This window comes from Brevibacterium sp. 50QC2O2 (genome assembly GCF_024580675.1).
Classification (GTDB): Bacteria; Actinomycetota; Actinomycetes; order Actinomycetales; family Brevibacteriaceae; genus Brevibacterium; species Brevibacterium moorei.
In genome coordinates, this window is the sequence record NZ_JANIJZ010000009.1 from 60529 (window position 1) to 78852 (window position 18324).

An 18324-nucleotide genomic window follows, 5' to 3' on the forward strand; every position below is an offset into this window, starting at 1 on the left:
GACGGGCCCGCCGGATCAGTCCGCGTAGTCGACGATGACGGGCGCATGGTCCGAGGCGCCCTTGCCCTTGCGCTCGTCGCGGTCGATCAGCGCGGCGGTGGCACGTTCGGCCAGGGCGGGGCTGGCCAGCTCGAAGTCGATGCGCATCCCCTTCTTCTTGGGGAAACTCAAGCCCTTGTAGTCCCAGAAGGTATAGACGCCGGGACCGGGCGTGAAGGGACGGGTGACCTCGCGCAGGCCGGTGTCAAGCAGTTCTTGGAAGGCCCGGCGTTCGGGTTCGGAGACGTGGGTGGCGCCGTCGAATTCGGCCATGTCCCAGACATCCATGTCCAAGGGCGCGACATTGAAATCGCCGACCAGGCAGAACTGTGCGGTGGGATCGGTCCGCAGGGTGGTGGCACAGACATCGCGGAGTCGGGCCAGCCAGTCGAGTTTGTAGGCGTAGTGCGGGTGGGTCAGTTCCCGGCCGTTGGGTACGTAGAGGGAATACACGCGTACCCCGTCGCAGACGGCGGAGATCGCCCGCGCCTCCGCAGGGGCATCGGGTCCCCAGCCCTCCGGGCCGAAGCCCGGCATATCGGCGAACCCGATCTGCGGGTCCTCCAAACCCACCCGGGAGGCCACGGCCACGCCGTTCCACTGGTTGAGCCCGTGGAAGGCCACTTGGTAGCCGCGGGAGGTGAAGACCTCTTCGGGGAACTGCTCGTCCTTGCACTTGAGTTCCTGGATCGCCAGAACGTCGACCTCGGAACGGTCGAGGAAGGCCCCGATCCGTTCGGCTCTGGCCCTGACGGAGTTCACATTCCACGTCGCTATTCGCATCCATCCAGTCTACTGGCGGTCGGACCGTCCGGGATGGGGCGCGGGGCCGGCCGGGCAGTGGCCCTCGGATGCGGTCGCGGATGACGGGAATGTATGGCGGCGATGACATTCAGGTGAATCGCCTATGGGATTCGACTCGGAACAGAATGTGAGTTTCTTGAGTATTCTGGTTCGACTCGGGTGCTGAGCGCTCACATACGATGTTTTTCCAGGTCAAAAGGTTATTGAACGAATTAAATTACCTTTTGGCCACTTGTCATCGGACGACTGTTCGGGTTATGGTTATACCGGTTCATTTGGTGGGGATCGAATGGACCATGGACGTGTGGGGATGCGTCCAAGGTACTCGAGGGGAGTGCCGATTGCGACCCCGGGTTGAGCATTGCGCTCCCCGGGGTCGCTTTTCATTCATCGGCCTTTTCGCCGCTCGGGGCGTCGACGCCGAGAACGGGACGGCGCCTCAGGAATTGGGTGGCGCCTCGGTCCCGGCGCCACGGGTGCGGATCGCAGGGATCAGTACGCGTCCGTCCCCGGTTGCACGGGTCGCCCCTGGGCCGTTGGGCACCGGCCTGCCGCACGGCATCGGGGAGTGCGTGTTTCCGGTTTCGTCCGCGGGCCGGGCCGGTCCCTGTGCGGCCTCACCGGGTTCGGTCGCGGCCGCGTGGGCTGCCCGGTGCGCCGCCAGTTCGGCGCGCAGGCCCGCGGTATCGGTCTGGGCCACGACCTCGAATCCACCGTCGACGATCATGTCGAGGTCGGCCTGCGCGTCCTGGCCCTCGCTGGTCAGGTAATCGCCCAGGAACAGGGAGTTCGCCACGTGCAGGCTCAGCGGCTGCAGGCTGCGCAGGTGGAGCTCACGGCCGCCGGCGATCCGCAGTTCCCGATCAGGGCACATGAGGCGCACAACCGCCAGGATCAACAGGCTGCGGCGGGGATCGAGCTCGTTCGTTCCGGCCAGGGGTGTGCCGTCGAAGGGGATGAGGAAGTTCACCGGGATCGAATCGGATTCGATCGCGCGCAGTGCCGTGATCGCCTCGACGAGCTGTTCATCGGTTTCGCCCATGCCCACGATCAGGCCCGAACACGGAGAGAGCCCGGCGTCCCTGGCGCGGGCCACGGTGTCCACCCTGTCATCGTATGAATGTGTGGAGCAGATGTCGGGGTAGTGCGAGCGCGCTGTATTGAGGTTGTGGTTGTAGGCGTCGACCCCCGCTGCGGCAAGGCGTTCGGCCTGTCCGTCCTTGAGTAGTCCCAGGCAGGCGCAGACCTCGACCGAGGGATTCTCCTCCTTGATCGCACCGACCATATCGGCGACCCGGTTGACGTCGCGATCCGTCGGCCCGCGCCCCGAGGCGACCAGGCAGACCCGGCTGGCCCCACCGGCCAGCCCGAAGCCCGCCTGCCTGGCGGCCTCCGTGGGCTTCAGCCATGAGTACTTGAGAACCCCGGCACCGGAGTTCAGGCGCTGGGAGCAGTAGCCGCAGTCCTCCGGGCACAGGCCGGACTTGAGGTTGACCAGATAGTTGACCTTGACCAGGTTGGCGAAGAAGGCTTGGCGGACGCGCCCGGCCGCGTGGACTGCGTCGAGTAGGGCGGAATCGGGTAGTCCCAGAATGGCCAGGGCCTCGTCGGCAGTGGCGGGGGAGCCCTGAATGGCGCGGGTGGCGATGGCCTCGAGGTCCGGGGAATCGCCCGGGGCCGATGGTGTGTGCGCTTGTCGTGTGAGTGTCATGCCCACACTATTGAACACCGTTCAGGACTGCGTCAACTTAGGTCATGAACACTGTTCAGGGGACTCTTCCGGACTCGGTCCGGGCGGCGAGTCTGAGTCCCGCCTGCGCACACGGGGATCCCCATCCAAATAGAATGGGCACCATGGCACAGAACCACGCGGCGGATACGCGCTCTCAACTCCTCGCCCTCATTGACGAACTCGCGGTTGTCCGCGGGAAGGTCACCCTGTCCTCGGGACGGGAGGCCGATTACTATCTGGACCTGCGGCGGGTCACGCTGGACCACCGTTCGGCCCCGCTGGTCGGCGACATCGTGCTCGACGTGCTGGCGGAGAACGACCTACTCGATCGGGTCGACGCCGTGGGCGGTCTGACCATGGGCGCCGATCCGGTGGGCACCGCGGTGATGCACCGCTCGGTGGTCCGCGGTACCCCACTGGACGCCTTCGTGGTCCGCAAGGAGGCCAAGAAGCACGGCATGGGGCGTCGGGTCGAAGGACCGGATGTGGCCGGCCGCAAGGTCATCGCGGTGGAGGACACCTCGACGACCGGAGGTTCGGTGCTCACCGCGGTCGAGGCCCTGCAGGAGGCGGGCGCGCAGGTCGTCGCGGTGGTCGTGGTCATGGACCGCAACACCGGCGCCAAGGAACGCGTCGAGGCCCAGGGGATTCCCTACCTGTCGGCGCTGACGACCGCGGACCTCGGACTGGACTGAGTCCGGGGCGGGCCCAACAACACCAACGAAGGAACGGCTTTGCTTGAACTATCTGGTATCACGGTGAAATCCGGCCGGAAGACCTGGCTCGACGACGTCTCCCTGCAGGCGGCCCCCGGCCGCATCACCGGGGTTCTCGTGCGGCGCGGTTCGGGACGGACGGAACTGGCCCGCGCGATCATGGGCCTGCTCGACTTCGAGGGCACGATCAGCCTCGAGGGCACGGAACTGGGCTACGGCGATCGGCAGAACTTCGGTTATCTGCCCGGCGAGCGCGGCGGCTATCCGGATATGAAGGTGCTCGACCAGATCGTGTTCTTCGCCCGCCTGCACGGGATGACCCTGGGTGCGGCCGAACACAATGCGATCGCCCTGCTCTCGCGCCTCGAACTGTCCGACCGCGCCTACGCCCCGTTGCACCAGCTGACCGGGGCCGAGGCCGCACGCGTCGATGTGGCCGGCGCGCTGGCCGCCGATCCGGACGTGGTGGTGCTCGACGAGCCCTTCTCCGGGCTCGACGAGGAGAGCCTGGACCTGGTGTTCTCCCTGCTGCGCGATCATGCGGCCTCGGGCGTGCCCGTCATCTTCACCACGAGCGACGCCGCCGGCGCCGGCCGGGTCGCGGACGATCTGGTGGTGCTGTCGGCCGGCAAGGTGGTGGCCGCGGGCACGCTGGCCGAGCTGCAGGCCGAGCAGGCCGGGTACCGGGTGGAATTGAGCGCCGAGCGACAGGCGGAACGGGCCGTGACCCGTTTGGAGGGTGCGCGGGGGATCACCGAGGTCGCCGCGATCGGCGCCACGATCCAGTTCGCGGCGCAGACCGCAGAACAGGCGAGCGAGGCGGTCGCCGGGTTGCCGGGGCTACGCGCCTTCGGTCCCCACCGACCGGGAATGGACGAGATGTTCGGGGAGCTGATCTGAGTGAGTGAAAAAGACGATAAGGCGCCCGGCGCCGGAGCGAACGATCCCGAGGACCTGGGAGCTGCCGTGGGCGATGCGCCCCTGCAGACCTTCCCCGGCGAAGAGGTACCGGAGGAGCTGGCCGATCTGGTGCTCACCGGTGACGAACCCGCGACCGGTCTGGTCAGCGAGTTCCGCGAACTCAAACCGAGTCAGGCCGCCTGGCTGGTGGGCAACAGGGACACCCAGGCGGTGGCCAAGAGCCCACTGTTCATCGTCGCGGTGCTCGTCATCGCGCTGGGCGTGCTGGCGGCCCTGATCGTCGGCTTCAACCAGGCGAAGGCGTCATCCGGTGGTGGCGATGCGTCGGAGAAGACGCTGGCGATGATGGGCGTCAAGGGCCAGGAGCAGATGGCCGAGCAGCAGCTCGGCATGAAGGTGCTCGACGTCGAATCGGTCCAGGCCGCTCAGGACGCTGTGCGCGAGGGCAAGGCCGACGCCGCCTATATCCAGGACCAGACGACGGGGACCTCCTCGTTCATCGCCCTGGACCAGGAGCCCTCCGACATCATCGACAAGCTCTCGCCCAAGCCCAGTGTCACCCTGCTCAACGCCCCGGCCGTATCGCAGAAGCTGGCCACTCCGGTGCTGTGGGGCCTGGTGGCGCTGACGATCATCGCCTTCCTGAGCCTGGGCCAGGCGGTTTACCAGACTCTGCGGCTGGAGAAGCGCAGTCGGATCTCCGAGGTGATGGCCGCCGCAGTGCCCGTGCGCTCGATCGCGCGCGGCCGGGTCACCGGGGCACTCACCCCGGCCCTCATCTACATCCTGCTGGCCTATGTCATCCTGCTGTTGGGCATGTCGATCCTGGGTTATAGCCAGCCGGTGGTCAAGATGCTGCCGGGCCTTGGTTGGGGACTGACCGTCTACCTGGCCGCCGCCCTGGTGTTCCCCTCGCTGTATCTGTGGGCCGGCAGCCTGTCGGGCCGCCGCTCCACGAAGGTGTTCTACCTGGTCACGGGTGTACTGGTCGTGGTGGGTGCGTTCCTGCCGATGTTCTTCGCAGCGAACTCACTGGTTCTGAAGGTGCTGGGCTACATCCCGCTGACAGCGCCCGTGGCCATTCCCAAGCTGTACCTCAGCGGTCAGACCGACTGGTGGGTCGGCCTGGTGTCCCTGGTCATCGCGGTCGTGGTGGGGCTGGTGCTGCGCGCCATGGCCTCGGCGGCCTATGAGAAGAATCTGCTGGCAGGCACCGGCCGGTCCGGCAAGCTGGCCAGGGCCCGCAAGAGCAAGAAGCTCACGGCCACCGCCAAGGACCGCACGGGTGCGGCGGCCAAGGAGTCCGCGGCCGATGACGCAGCGGACGCCGCTGCCGAGGAGCCCGAGGCCAAGTGAGCGCGGACGCCGGGGCGACCCCGGTTCCGGGGCCCGGGGCCCCCGCCACGACGGCTCCGACCCCAGAGGTGCCCGGGGGCACGACACCGGAGGTCGGCCTCGGCCCCTGGGAGGGCCCCTGGCCCGACGACGAGCGCTACGATCCGGAACTGCTGCGCACGGGCGACCGCCGCAATGTGCTCGACGGCTACCGTTACTGGACGATGGACGCGATCATCGAGGACCTGGACACGCGGCGCCACGGCTTCCACGTGGCCGTCGAGAACTGGCAGCACGATCTGAACATCGGATCCGTGGTGCGCACCGCCAACGCCTTCAACGCGGCGGCTGTGCACATCGTGGGCAGGCGCCGTTGGAACCGGCGCGGGGCGATGGTGACCGATCGGTACCAACACGTGCACCACCATGGCAGCGTCGAGGAGTTCGCCGCCTGGTGTGAGGAGAACGGGCTGGCCCTGATCGGGATCGACAATTTCCCCGACTCCCAGCAGCTGGAGACCTATGAGCTGCCCGAGCGGTGCGTGCTGCTGTTCGGGCAGGAGGGTCCGGGGCTGACCCCCGAGGCCCATGCGGCATGCCGGGCCGTGCTGTCGATCGAGCAGTACGGGTCGACCCGGTCGATGAATGCGGCAGCGGCGGCCGCGATCGCGATGCACGCCTGGATCCGCAGGCACGAATTCGGCCAGCGGGTGAACTGACCCCGCAGCAACCCCATCGGGGGCCTCGCGAGTCGGGCGCCCTCGGGTAAGTGCCCGCGCCTTGCCGGTGGCTCCACAAAGGGGCCTGTGGCTCGATAAGTCGTGAGTTATCGAGCCACAGGTGCCAGTGTGGAGCCACTGCCGAAGGGGGTCAGTCGGCGACGTGGATGATCGTCTTGCCGAAGTTCTTGCCCTGCAGCATCCCAGCGAAGACTTCGGGGGTGTGCTCGAAGCCGTCCGTGATGTCCTCGTGGTACTTCACCCGGCCGCTTGCCACCCACTCGGTCATCTCGCGCAGGAAGTCCGCCTCCATCGATTCGACGAACTCACTCTGGATGAACCCGCGGAGGGTCAGACTGCGCGTGAGGACCGCGTTCATCAGCCGTTCCCCGGTGCCGGCCGGGGTGGGGTGGTCCACGCCGTTGTACTGTGCTGCCAGGCCGCACACGGGAACGCGCGCAAAGGTGTTCAAACGCGGCAGCACAGCATCCCACCAGACGGGGCCGGCGACGTTCTCGAAGTACACGTCGATGCCCTGGGGCGCGGCGGCCTTGAGCCGTCCCCGCAGATCGGGTTCCCGGTGGTCCAGGGCCGCATCGAAGCCGACCTGTTCCAACAGCGCGGTCTTCTTGGGCCCACCGGCGATGCCGATCGCCCTGGCGCCCTTGAGACGGGCGATCTGGCCCACCGTCAGGCCCACCGGGCCGGTGGCGGCGGCCACCGCCACGGTCTCACCGGGCTGCGGGCGGCCGATGGCCAGCAGGCCGGAGTAGGCGGTGAAACCGGGCATGCCCAGTACGCCCAGTGCCGTGGTCACAGGTGCCACGGAGGCATCGAGGACGCGCAGCGTGTCTGCGGGCTGTACGGAGAAGGTCTGCCAGCCGCCGTAGGCCAGCACGATGTCGCCGGCCCTGACCGCGGTGGATCGGGATTCGACGACCTCGGCGACGGTGGCGCCGACCATCGTCTGGCCGATCTCAACCGGTTTGGCATACGACCGGGCGTCGGACATGCGTCCGCGCATATACGGGTCCAGGCTCAGGTACAAGGTGCGCAGCAGGGCCTGGCCATCGCGGGGGACCGGGACCTCGGTCTCCTCCAAGTGGAGGTGTTCGCGGCCGGGCAGGCCCTGCGGGCGGGCCGCCAGGATGAAGCGTTGATTCTTGGTGCTCATGGTTCTCGATTCTCCTTTGCCGGGTGTGGTGGATGCGTCCGTGTGCCGATACGCCACTGGGGCCGAGGAATCAGCGTGATTCATCGGCCCCAGTGAGGTGTGCGGCCGGGGTACGGCGCAGCGGATGTTACAGATCGGCTGCTGCCGGCTCCACCAGGCCGCCCAGATCGGCCAGCTCCTGGTTGACCGTGCCCTGCTCGTCGAAGGTGCGCGGGATGACGGTCAGGCGCTTGGCGTAGTGTCCGATCGGGTACTCCATCGTCATGCCGATGCCGCCGTGTAGCTGGATCGACTCCTGCATGATGTGGCGCGAGGAGCTGTCGATGACGAGCTTGGCCGCCAGCACATCGCGGTGGCGTTCCTTGGAGGTGCCATCGGGGTCCTGGACGATCGCCAGCTTCGCGTACAGGGCCATCGACCTGGCGTCCTCGAGCAGGGCGTAGCACTCCGAGGCGCGGAACTGCAGCGACTGGAAGGTGCCGATCGCCACGCCGAACTGCTCGCGGGTCTTCAGATAGTCCGCGGTCATGGCCAATGCGGACTCCATCGCACCCACCGCTTCGGCGGCCAGTGCCGCATTGGCGGTGTCGATGACGTACTCCAGTGCGGCGCTCGGGTCGCCCGCGCCCAGCGGGGTGGCAGGGGCGTTCTCGAAGAGCACCGCTGCGCTGCCCAGGCCGTCGGCCTGGCGGCGCGGGTCCACGGTGACGCCCGCAGCAGCGGCATCGACGAGGAACAGGGACAGCACCCCGTCGTTGTTCGCCGAGACGATGAAGGTGTCGGCTGCGTCGCCGCCCCACACCGATACCTTCTCGCCGTTGAGCACACCGTCGGCGAAGGTGGTGGACGGGCTGGCCAGCTCGTAGCGGGCCAGCGGCTCATAGCCGGCGAACGCCAGCTTCTTCGCGCCCTCGGCCACGGCGGGGAGGATCTCCTCCTTCTGGGCGTCGGTGCCCAGCGCCTCGACCAGGCCGGCGCCCAGGATGACGGTGGGGACGTAGGGCTCGAGCACGAGCGCCTTGCCGAATTCCTCCATCACCACGGCGACCTCGCCGAAGCCCATGCCGGCTCCGCCGAATTCCTCGGGGATGGTCAGCGAGGTCAGGCCCAGTTCGGCGAACTGCTGCCAGATCTCCTCGCTGTAGCCCAGCTCGCCGGCCAGGATGGCCTCACGGGCGGACGCGTCGTACTTGTCCTTGAGCAGGCGGGCAACGGTCGCGCCCAGTTCCTGCTGGATGTCGGTGAGTTCAAGATCCATGAAATGTGTTCCTCCTCTTAACGTCGGGCCGTCACAGGCCCAGCAGGGCCTTCGAGATGATGCCGAGCTGTACCTCGGACGAGCCGCCGTAGATCGACACCTTGCGGTAGTTGAAGTACGTCTTGAGCGCATCGGCCGCGCCGTGGGGCAGGGTCGTGAACTTGGTGCGGACCTCGCGGGAGTCGACGAAGTCGAGTCCCTGCGGGCCGACGATGTCGGTGAGCAGTTCCGTGATGTCCTGCTGCAGGCGCGAACCGCGCAGCTTCAGAATCGAGGACCGGGGGTCGGGCTTGTCGGCACCGGCGACCTGGGTCGACAGGATGCGCAGCTGTGTGAACTCGAGGGCCTTGAGTTCGGCTTCGATTGTGGTGATGCGCGCGGAGAAGGCCGGGTCGTTCAGCAGGGAGCCCTTGGCGGTCTTGGTGGCGGCGGCATAGGCCTTGGCGCGGGCCAGCTTGACCTGGGACTCGCCCACCCGGGCGATGCCGGTGCGCTCATTGCCCAGCAGGAACTTGGCGTAGGTCCAGCCCTTGTTCTCCTCGCCCACCAGGTTCTCGACGGGTACCTCGACATTGTCGAAGAAGACCTCGTTGACCTCGTGGCCGCCGTCGATCAGCTGGATCGGGCGCACGGTCAGGCCCGGGGACTTCATGTCGATGAGCAGGAAGGAGATGCCGGCCTGCTTCTTGACGTTCGGGTCGGTGCGGACCAGGGTGAAGATCCAGTCGCCGTACTGGCCCAGCGTGGTCCAGGTCTTCTGGCCGTTGACGATGTACTTATCGCCCTGCTTGACAGCCGAGGTCTTCAGCGAGGCCAGGTCGGAACCCGCATTGGGCTCCGAGAAGCCCTGCGACCACCAGATGTCGATGTTCGCCGTCGCTGGCAGGAAACGGTCCTTGATCTCCTGCGAGCCGAAGGTGTCGATGACCGGGCCGACCATGGAGGCGTTGAAGGCCAGGGGCTGGGGCACGCAGGCCAGCTGCATCTCGTTGAGCCAGATGTGGCGCTGGACCGGGGTCCAGTCCTGACCGCCGGAGGCGACGGACCAGTTGGGCACGGCGTATCCGTGCTTGTTGAGGATCCGCTGCGTGGCGACCACATCGTCGTGGGTGCCCTCTTCGCTGCCGATGGCCTGGCGGTACCGGATGTCCTCTGGGATTTCGGTGCGATAGAACTCGCGCATGTGCTCTGCGAATTCGAGTTCTTCCTTGTTCAGGAGATTATCCATGGAACTTCCTCGATCGTTCGTTCAGTTTAGACATCTCCGAGTCTAAGCCGCTTATGCTCTCGAAGGCAACGGGAGCTTCAGGCCCCTAATTCGCACCGCAGGGGCAGATCGGCGCCGGCGCGCCCGACCGTGACCGAGGCCGCGGCCAGCGCCCGCTGCAGGGCCGGCAGGCAGTCGGCCGGATCGAGCCGGCGCCGCGTGCGCTCGGGGCCCCACGGACCCAGGGCGCCTGCATCGGCCAGGCCCGAGAGCAATCCCGCCATGAAGGAATCGCCCGCGCCGACCGTGTCGACGACCGCGGTGGGGGAGGCGGGCAGTTCGACGACCCGACCGCCGGTGCAGGCTAGGGCCCCGGCACCGCCACGGGTGATGACCACCAGGGCCGGGCCCAGCCCGGCCCAGTCGCGCATGACCCGTGTCAGTGGCACCCCGGGGTAGAGGAAGGCCAGGTCCTCATCGCTGGCCTTGACGACATCGGCCAGCGCGCAGATCTCCTCGGTCCGGGCCCTGGCCTCCTCCCGCGATCCCACCAGGGTGGGCCGGATGTTCGGATCGAAGCTGATGCTGGGGTGCGTGCCGTGGGCGGCGGCAATCCCGTCGGATCCTGTGCGCAGCCCGCGCAGGTAGTCCACCAGGGCGGTGGCGCCGGGCTCCAGGAAGGTCGCGATGGAACCCGTGTGGACGTGGCCGGTGGGCGCTGGGTGGGCGGCGGGGTCGAACTCCCAGGCCAGGTCGAAGCGGTACTGTGCGGATCCCGCCTCGTCCAGGGTGGCCAGCGCGGTGGGCGTGCGCGCCAGCCGATGGGATCCCGCGTCGATGTTCACTCCGGATGCCTCCAGCCTTTCGGCGATCCGGCGGGCGTGCCGATCGGGGCCGGTCCCCGCAACCGCGCCCAGCGCGGTGGCCAAGCGGACCCGGTGGCCCAGCCGGGCCAGGCCCAGGGCGACATTGGCCGGGGAACCGCCCACGTGTTCCACATCGTGGGAGCCGTCGGGATGGTGGGCCGGGCGGACGATGTCGATGACGGCCTCGCCGATGATGAGGAAGTCGGCGCCGGTCGAGTCGGTGTCTGTCATGGTCTTATTCTGGGCCCTCTCGACAACCCATGCGCACTCGTGGGGATCGGCGCGCAGACCGTGTGCCCGATTGCACAGGGAAGCAGGCTCGAAAACCACCGGAAACCCCTTCACAGACCGCCCCGGCGGGGTGGAGAATTGATTCATCGGTCCAATCGGACCACCTCCCGCAATGCTGCAGACCCTGCCACGAGTGCGCCCCGGCGCGTTCCCAGGGTCTATCCGTGTTGCCCGGAGTGCACAGTCATCCGCACAGTCATCACAGATCTCGGATCCCGACCGCCACCGGCCCAGAAGGAGCGCTTTGGCCATTTCCACTTCCACCGACCGCCGCCTGGTGCTGGCGCTGACCGCCCTGGCCCTGGGTGGCTTCGGCATCGGCACCACCGAATTCGCCACCATGGGCGTGCTGCCCCTGCTGGCCGACGATCTGGGCGCGAGCATCCCGCAGGCGGGCCGTGCCGTCACCGCATACGCCCTTGGCGTTGTGGTGGGCGCACCTCTACTGGCCTCGCTGACCACCCGGCTGCCGCGCAAACCGCTGTTGTTGGCGCTCATCGGCCTGTTCGCCGCGGGCAATGTGGTGGCACTGCTGGCGCCGAACATGGAGGTGCTGTTGGGTGCCCGCTTCCTTTCCGGGCTGCCCCACGGCGGCTACCTGGGCACTGCCGCGGTCGTCGCTGCCTCGCTGGTCGAACCGCAACGGCGCGGCCGGGCGATGGCCCGGGTGGGGATGGGCATGACCGTGGCGAACATCGTGGGCGTGCCGATCGCGGCCTGGCTGGGGGCGAACCTGGGCTGGCGGGCGGCCTACGGACTGGTCGTCGTGGTCGCAGTGTTCACCCTGGTGGCGCTCAAGGCCTGCCTGCCCGAACACATCGCCTACACCCCGGCAGGGGTGCGCCGCGAGTTCGCGACCCTGAAACGGCCCGCCGTCTGGCTGGCCCTGGTGGCCGGCTCGATCGGGAACATGGGACAGTTCGCCGTCTACACCTACGTCTCGCCCATTGTGACCGATGTCGCGGGCCTGCCGCCTGCCGTCCTGCCCTGGGTCCTGGCGCTCTACGGCGTCGGCATGACCTGTGGTGCCTTCGTGGCGGGCCCCCTGATCGACAAGTCGATCGACCGGGCGGCCTTCTGGGCGCTCGGTGGCCTGGCCCTCGTGCTGGTGTGTCTGGGACTGTTCATGGGCCACGCCGTCGTGGTGCTGCCCGGGCTGTTCCTGCTGGCCGCCGGCGGCAATCTGTTCGCCACCTCGCTGCAGGCCCGGCTGTTCCGCGACGCCTATGACGCCCCCAGCCTGTCGGCGGCGCTGAACCACTCGGCATTCAACATGTCCAACGCCCTGGGCGCCTTCCTGGGCGGGGTGCTGATCTCGGCGGGTCTGGGCTACCGCGCGCCGGCCCTGCTGGGCGTGGTCTTCATCTGCCTGGGCGTGGCCGTCCTGCTGGTGGCGCGCAAGCTGTCCGGGGCCTCGCCCTCGCGCCAGGTGCTCGATCTGGACGGGTCCGAGGTCGTGCGCGTGCGCAAGCGCGACCGGCTGCGGGCTGCGGGCTCCCGGATCGCGCACACCCCGGGGCGGGTCGCCCACGCCGGTTCGCGGGCGGTTCACGCGGCGGCCGATCGGCTCCGCTGAGCGGATCGCAGGGGCCGGTGGCGTGACATGGTGGGGCTCATTTGAAAAGATGGGGAGCAGTATCCGGCCCCACCGAACTAAGGAGAACCCATGCCCGTCGCAAGTCCCGACGAATACGCGGCAATGATCGATCGAGCCAAGGAGGGCGGTTTCGCCTACCCGGCCATCAACGTGACCTCCTCGCAGACGGTCACCGCAGCCCTGCGCGGTTTCGCCGAGGCGGAATCCGACGGCATCCTCCAGCTGTCCTTCGGCGGTGCGGAGTACGCCTCCGGCTCGACCATCAAGGACCGCATTACCGGTTCGGTCGCCCTGGCCGAGTATGCCGCGACCGTTGCCAAGAACTACCCCGTGAAGGTGGCGCTGCACACCGACCACTGCCAGAAGGACAAGGTCGACACCTGGGTCAAGCCGCTCATCGCGATCTCCCAGGAGCGGGTCGACCGCGGCCAGGACCCGCTGTTCCAGTCGCACATGTGGGACGGCTCGGCGATCGAGGTCCCGGAGAACCTCGACATCGCAGCCGACCTGCTGAAACTGACCCATGCAGCCCACCAGATCCTGGAGATCGAGGTGGGTGCCGTGGGCGGCGAAGAGGACGGCGTGACCGGTGAGATCAACGAGAAGCTCTACACCACCGCCGCCGACGGTCTGGCGACGATCGAGAAGCTGGGCCTGGGGGAGAAGGGCCGCTATCTGACCGCCCTGACCTTCGGCAATGTGCACGGGTCCTATAAGCCCGGCCACGTCAAGCTGCGCCCGGAGATCCTGAAAGACATCCAGGCCGAGCTGGGTGCGAAGTTCGGTGTGGACCGGCCCTTCGACCTGGTGTTCCACGGTGGTTCCGGCTCCTCGGCCGAGGAGATCGCGGCGGCCGTGTCCTACGGTGTGGTGAAGATGAACATCGACACCGACACCCAGTACGCCTTCACGCGTCCCGTGGCCGACTTCATCCTGAAGAACTACGACGGCGTGCTCAAGATCGACGGCGAGGTCGGGAACAAGAAGGCCTACGACCCGCGTGCCTGGGGCAAGGCGGGCGAGGCCGGTATGGCCGCGCGCATCACCCTGGCCGCCGGCCAACTGGGTTCGGCCGGCAACGCCATGAAGTGACCTACGGTCGGTGTCGCCGGGGCGGGACGGCTTCCGTCCCACCCCGGTTGCGCCGGACTAGAGGCGCAGGATCGTCCGGAGCGCGTCGTGGATCTCATCCGCGGCGCGCTCCGCCTCGTTCCAGCCCAGCCGGTAGGGATCGGCCACATCGTCGGAGGAGTCGCCGTTGACCCCGGCCGCGAGGTCCGCCGGTGGATTCCAGGCCGTGGCCTGGCCTGCGGCGACCGCCCTGGCATAGGGCTTGAGCATCACGGTGCGCTCGGCCGCACCCGGCAGGGACTCGACGATGAAGCGCCGGTGTTCGCGGGTCAGCGCCACGATCAGATCGGCCGCGGCGGCATTGGCCGCGCTGAGCTGGGTGCCGCTGAAACCGGTGTCGTCACCGCCCAGGCGACGTAACTGGGCCGCCATATCCGCATCGATCGACGGGAAGATCGCATAGGTTCCGGTGGAGACGAAGCGGGTGTCGGGATCGAGCAGGGCGGCCAGGCGCTCGGCCACGGGGGAACGGCAGGTGTTGCCGGTGCACACGAACATCACGGTGGGTAACATGCCCCCACCCTAACGGTTCAGACCGGCCAACGGCTCAGCCCAGCCAGCCGCGCTCGACCAGGTCGTCGACCACCCTGGCGGCCGCGTGGCCGTCGTCGTGGACGATGAAGCGCTCCCGCCAGGCGGCGGCCCGTTCGGCGTAATCGCGCACCCAGCCGGCATCGGATCCCTGGGCGCTCAGCGCCTCGACCAGGCCGATGAGTGCTTCCCGGTCGGTCAGAACCGGTCCGGGGGCTGCGGCGTCGAAGTCGAAGGTGAAGCCGCGCTCCCCGTCGTACCTGTCCTTGTCAGGGGCGAAGAAGAGCATTGGCACGCCCGTGATCGCCGCATCGAACATGACCGAGGAGTAATCCGTGATGAGCAGATCGGCGGCCAGGAACAGATCTGCGACATCCGGGTGGGCGGAGGCGTCGATGACCTCGGCGACGGTGGCCGCCGGCGCCGGCCCGGCCGGTTCGAGCTCGGCCGATTCGGAATCGACCTCGCGCAGGGTGGAACGGGCGGTGGCACCGCCGGCGGCCCTGGTGTGCCCGCGCACCACGATCGTCCAGTCGGCGCCCAGGCGTTCGGCCAGCCACTGCGGATCCAGCAGCTCCACCGGCCGGGTCCCCTCGTAACGCCAGGTCGGCACGTAGACCAGGATGCGGGTCTCCGGATCCGCGCCGAGCACGCGGGCCGCAGCACTGCGCGCCTGCCAGGTGGGCCGGCCCGTTTCGTCCAGGGCGTGTACCAACCGGTCGTCGCGCGGATAACCGGTCTCCAGGATCGGACCGCGGTAGGCATAACAGCGGCGGAATTCGGCGGTCGAATGCGGGTTCTGGCTCAACAACAGGTCCCAGCGGCCCGACTCCCTGGCGGCTGCGAATTTCGAACGCAGGGTGGCGTCCGGCTTGGCGATCGCCAGTTTCTTCAACATCGTGCCGTGCCAGGTCTGCAGCACGTGCTGGCCGCGGCGGGCCCGGAAGCCGTAGCGCAGCCAGTCGTTGACCACCAGCAGGCGTGAGCGCCGACGGGCGGCGAACCATTCGGGGCTGCCCACCAGGACGGCCTGTGCCCCCTGGGGCACCTGTTCGTCCTCGTCGGTGACCGACCAGTACCGGGGCAGGGCCGGGAACCGGCGGGCCACCTCGGCGTCGATGGCCAGGGGATTGTCCGAGACCTGGCGGCCGTAGAAGCTCTCGAAGAACACGCCGCCGGATTCCACCAGCTGTGACTCCGGCAGCCGGTCATGGCGGATCTGGCGCAGCACCCGGGCCGCCGAGGCTCCCTTGGGGAAGCTGTGGAACCGATAGGACAGGTCCACGGCGGCGGCGTGGGCGAACCGGCCGGCGGTGGATCCGGAGCTGAGCGCCTGTTCCAGATAGTTCAGCGTGGTGCCCCAGGTGTGGAACACCGAGCCGTCGGGGCCCACCGTGTCCTCCAGGGGCTCGTAGAGCCCGCGGGTCGCGGCGTAGACCTCGAGGTCGGGGGCGAACCAGATGATCGGCCGGCCCAGCACCGAGTAGTCGATCGCGATCGAGGAGTAGTCGGTGATGAGCGCGTCGAAGGCGCCCAGATCGCCGGTCACCTCGGGCATCAGGTCCGAGCCCAACAGGTGGATGCGCCCGGAGGCGACCCGTTCATAGGGGCCGAAGCCCAGGCGGTGCGGCCGGATCGCCAGATGCCCGTCGATGCGCTCGAGCACCGCGCGCAGTTCGGCGACCTCGGCATCGGTGGGCACCGCCGGGTCCTCATCGCCGTTGCGCCAGGTGGGCGCGTAGATCACCAGCGGGCCCGAGGTCTCCGCCGGCAGGCCCAGCACCGTGAGGATTCGCGCGCGGGCAGCGGCTGCTTTGGCCGGACTCTCCGCCTGGGCGGCCAGTTCGTCCACGCGAGGATCGCCCAGCACGCGGACCCTCCCGGGATCCAGTCGGAAGGCCGAGCGCAGGCGCCTGGCGGTCTCCGGGGCGCCGGCGACGAACAGGGAGATCTGCTGATCGCCATAGGAGTACATCCGTGCCAGGATCTTCTGCGCGGGTCCCAGCAGGTGGGCCAGGCGCCCCGCGGCGCCCGGCAGACTGGTCACGGAGGGGGAGTCCAGGTGTAGCAGTTTCAGGGGCACGCCATGCCACAGTTGGACGACGTAGCCGCCGAAGACTCCGTAGCGGTTGGCGTCGCCGAAGCCGTGGGTGATGACGATCTGGCCGGCGCGCAGCGTGGCCCAGTACCCGGCGGCCGACTTCCGGCGCACGGGGGCGAAGCCCTCTGCCGCAGCGGCGCGGTCCTGGTCGGCATCGGCGGTCAGCCAGCTGATCTGCGCGTGCGCGTCCTCGCGCTTGAGGCGCCGGGCGACGACCAGGGCGCCCTCGCCCACGCCGATGCCCGAGCCGAACACCCAACGGTCGCTCTTGCGCGGGACGAACTTCGAGAGCAGAAAGGAACCCGCGTATTTGGGGATGGCGAGCAGTTTGGAGACATTGCCGCCGGTGAACGTGAAGACAGGCTTCTTCATTCCAAGCAGTCTAGTCCACCGGCTAGGGTGGGCCGTATGGCAGCACGCGTCGATCCGGAATCGAACTCCGAGCAGAACGATTCGTCCCCGAACACGGTGGTGGTGGGCGCGGGTGCCGCCGGCACCGCACTGGCCCGCGCTTGGGCTGCGGCCGGCCCCCGGACGGGACATCTGACCCTCATCGACTCACGGGCGGACCCCGTGGAGCTCCCTCCCCTGTCGAAATCCCTGTTCGACCCCGAGGCGGAGCCCGCCCGACTGTGGCCCGCTGACCGGCCGGGGGGCTTGGCCGACGGAGCGCAGGACGGCGCGCCCCGCGTGCGCCGACGCACCGGCACGGTGACCCGGATCGACGAGTCCGTGCCCGAACCGGCCCTGCCAGGTGCGGCTCCGGACAGACCAGCGGCCGGCGCCATCCACCTGGACGACGGCACCACCGTGACCTATGACGTCCTGGTCCTGGCCACCGGGATGCGCCCGCGCCCGGTACCGGCGGCGCTGGATGGCGTGCGGGCACTGCGGATCTTCGACGCGGACTCCGCGCTCGCCGCCCGCGCCGCCCTGGGGCTGGGGCCGGGCCACGTGGCGCCCGTGCGCGATATCGGCGTCCTCGGCTCGGGCTATCTGGCTCTGGAAATGGCCAGGGCCGCCGCCGAGGCCGGTGCGCACCCCACTGTCCACCTGCGCGGGCAGCTGCCCGTGACGAGCCTGAGCACCCCCATGCGCCTGGCCCTGTGCGAGCTGCACAGTGCCGCCGGTGTCGCCTTCGCCGCACACGATCCGGCCCCCGCGGCCGGCGCCCACGCGCTGTGGCTGGTCGCCACCGGGGCCGTGCCCGCCCTGCCCCCTGGCCTGCCCGACGAATGGCAGCGCACGCCTCAGGGGCACCTGTTGGTCGACCGGCGGCTGCGCGTGGCCGGGGCCGGCGGCGAGGTCTATGCGATCGGTGATATCGCCCGGCTCATCGACGACGCCGAGCCCGCATACGGTTCGGAGTCGCTGGCCAACGGTCAGGGCGCCTGGCTGGGCACACGCCTGGCAGAACGTGCGCAGCCCGCGGGCACGGCGGCCGTCTGGTGCGAGCTCGGCTGGCATTGGAGCTTCCAGGGCCCACTGCGGCTCTTCACGGTGGGGGAGCCGGGCGGCACGGCGGAAACCGCCGCCGTGCCGATCGTCCTGGGCGACCTCGGCTCCGGTGACGGCCAGGTGCTGCTGTTCGGCGGTGCGGACCCGCACGCGCCTCTGACCGGGGTCGAGACCCTGGGAGCGCCGGCGGCGCACAATGCCGCCAAGAAGGCCCTGGCGCTCGCCGGCGATGAGCGGATCACCCGGGCCGAAGCAGCTGCCGACGGCTTCGAGTTGAAGAAGGCGCTCAAAGCGCGCAAGTCCGACCGAATGCGCAAGCCCGGTCTTTCCGAAGGAACCCACATTCGGCCCACAGACCACGTTGAGCAACGCCACAATCCAGGGGCTTAGGCCAAAACCGTGGGTCTGACTACACTAAGAGGGTTATCTTTGCCGAAGGAAGTG

At 68.6% G+C, this 18324-nt stretch carries 15 protein-coding genes; 7 read left to right on the forward strand and 8 right to left on the reverse strand.

Annotated features, from left to right (window positions below):
* Nucleotides 1–15: 15 nt before the first annotated feature.
* The gene (locus NQ038_RS08845; protein WP_257047833.1) at nt 16–822 is read right to left on the reverse strand and encodes an exodeoxyribonuclease III; all 807 of its coding nucleotides are present in this window, start codon (nt 820–822) and stop codon (nt 16–18) included.
* Nucleotides 823–1282: 460 nt separating this feature from the next.
* A complete protein-coding gene (bioB, locus tag NQ038_RS08850; protein ID WP_257047834.1) occupies nt 1283–2554 on the reverse strand; it encodes a biotin synthase BioB in 1272 nt (423 codons plus the stop codon).
* A 143-nt stretch (nt 2555–2697) separates the two neighbouring features.
* On the opposite strand from bioB, the gene pyrE reads away from it, so the two are divergent.
* From pyrE to NQ038_RS08870, 4 genes are all read left to right on the forward strand, one after another.
* Nucleotides 2698–3270: an orotate phosphoribosyltransferase gene (pyrE, locus tag NQ038_RS08855; RefSeq protein ID WP_257047835.1), complete on the forward strand. Its 573-nt coding sequence runs from the start codon at nt 2698–2700 to the stop codon at nt 3268–3270.
* A 39-nt stretch (nt 3271–3309) separates the two neighbouring features.
* A complete protein-coding gene (locus tag NQ038_RS08860; protein WP_257047836.1) occupies nt 3310–4191 on the forward strand; it encodes an ABC transporter ATP-binding protein in 882 nt (293 codons plus the stop codon).
* The gene (locus tag NQ038_RS08865) at nt 4192–5568 is read left to right on the forward strand and encodes an ABC transporter permease (RefSeq protein ID WP_257047837.1); all 1377 of its coding nucleotides are present in this window, start codon (nt 4192–4194) and stop codon (nt 5566–5568) included.
* Nucleotides 5569–5636: 68 nt separating this feature from the next.
* On the forward strand, nt 5637–6266 hold the full coding sequence (locus NQ038_RS08870; protein WP_257047912.1) for a TrmH family RNA methyltransferase: 630 nt from the start codon (nt 5637–5639) through the stop codon (nt 6264–6266).
* A 151-nt stretch (nt 6267–6417) separates the two neighbouring features.
* Here NQ038_RS08870 and NQ038_RS08875 read toward each other — a convergent pair whose 3' ends face one another.
* The 4 genes from NQ038_RS08875 to NQ038_RS08890 all read right to left on the reverse strand — a co-directional run bounded on the left by NQ038_RS08875 (nt 6418) and on the right by NQ038_RS08890 (nt 11002).
* Nucleotides 6418–7440 (reverse strand): NADP-dependent oxidoreductase, encoded by a 1023-nt coding sequence (locus NQ038_RS08875; RefSeq protein WP_257047838.1) that lies wholly within the window; start codon nt 7438–7440, stop codon nt 6418–6420.
* A gap of 127 nt (nt 7441–7567) precedes the next feature.
* Nucleotides 7568–8698 (reverse strand): acyl-CoA dehydrogenase family protein, encoded by a 1131-nt coding sequence (locus NQ038_RS08880; protein WP_257047839.1) that lies wholly within the window; start codon nt 8696–8698, stop codon nt 7568–7570.
* 31 nt (nt 8699–8729) lie between these two features.
* Nucleotides 8730–9926, reverse strand: coding sequence for an acyl-CoA dehydrogenase family protein (locus tag NQ038_RS08885; RefSeq protein ID WP_257047842.1), 1197 nt, complete (start codon nt 9924–9926; stop codon nt 8730–8732).
* A gap of 77 nt (nt 9927–10003) precedes the next feature.
* Complete coding sequence (locus NQ038_RS08890; protein ID WP_257047843.1) at nt 10004–11002, reverse strand: carbohydrate kinase; 999 nt, start codon at nt 11000–11002, stop codon at nt 10004–10006.
* A gap of 304 nt (nt 11003–11306) precedes the next feature.
* Here NQ038_RS08890 and NQ038_RS08895 point away from each other — a divergent pair, with 304 nt between their 5' ends.
* Nucleotides 11307–12638 carry an MFS transporter gene (locus NQ038_RS08895; RefSeq protein WP_257047848.1) on the forward strand — a complete coding sequence of 444 codons (1332 nt, stop codon included), beginning with the start codon at nt 11307–11309 and terminating at the stop codon, nt 12636–12638.
* A 90-nt stretch (nt 12639–12728) separates the two neighbouring features.
* On the forward strand, nt 12729–13751 hold the full coding sequence (gene fbaA / locus NQ038_RS08900; RefSeq protein WP_257047849.1) for a class II fructose-bisphosphate aldolase: 1023 nt from the start codon (nt 12729–12731) through the stop codon (nt 13749–13751).
* A 57-nt stretch (nt 13752–13808) separates the two neighbouring features.
* On the opposite strand, the gene NQ038_RS08905 is transcribed toward fbaA, so the two are convergent.
* Entirely contained in the window at nt 13809–14303 is a 495-nt protein-coding gene (locus tag NQ038_RS08905; RefSeq protein WP_257047850.1) for a low molecular weight phosphatase family protein, read from the reverse strand.
* Between the two features lie 34 nt (nt 14304–14337).
* Nucleotides 14338–16794, reverse strand: a complete 2457-nt coding sequence (locus NQ038_RS08910; RefSeq protein WP_257062442.1) for a CDP-glycerol glycerophosphotransferase family protein — start codon at nt 16792–16794, stop codon at nt 14338–14340.
* A 36-nt stretch (nt 16795–16830) separates the two neighbouring features.
* On the opposite strand from NQ038_RS08910, the gene NQ038_RS08915 reads away from it, so the two are divergent.
* A complete protein-coding gene (locus tag NQ038_RS08915) occupies nt 16831–18270 on the forward strand; it encodes an FAD-dependent oxidoreductase (RefSeq protein WP_257047852.1) in 1440 nt (479 codons plus the stop codon).
* The last annotated feature ends 54 nt before the right edge of the window (nt 18271–18324 follow it).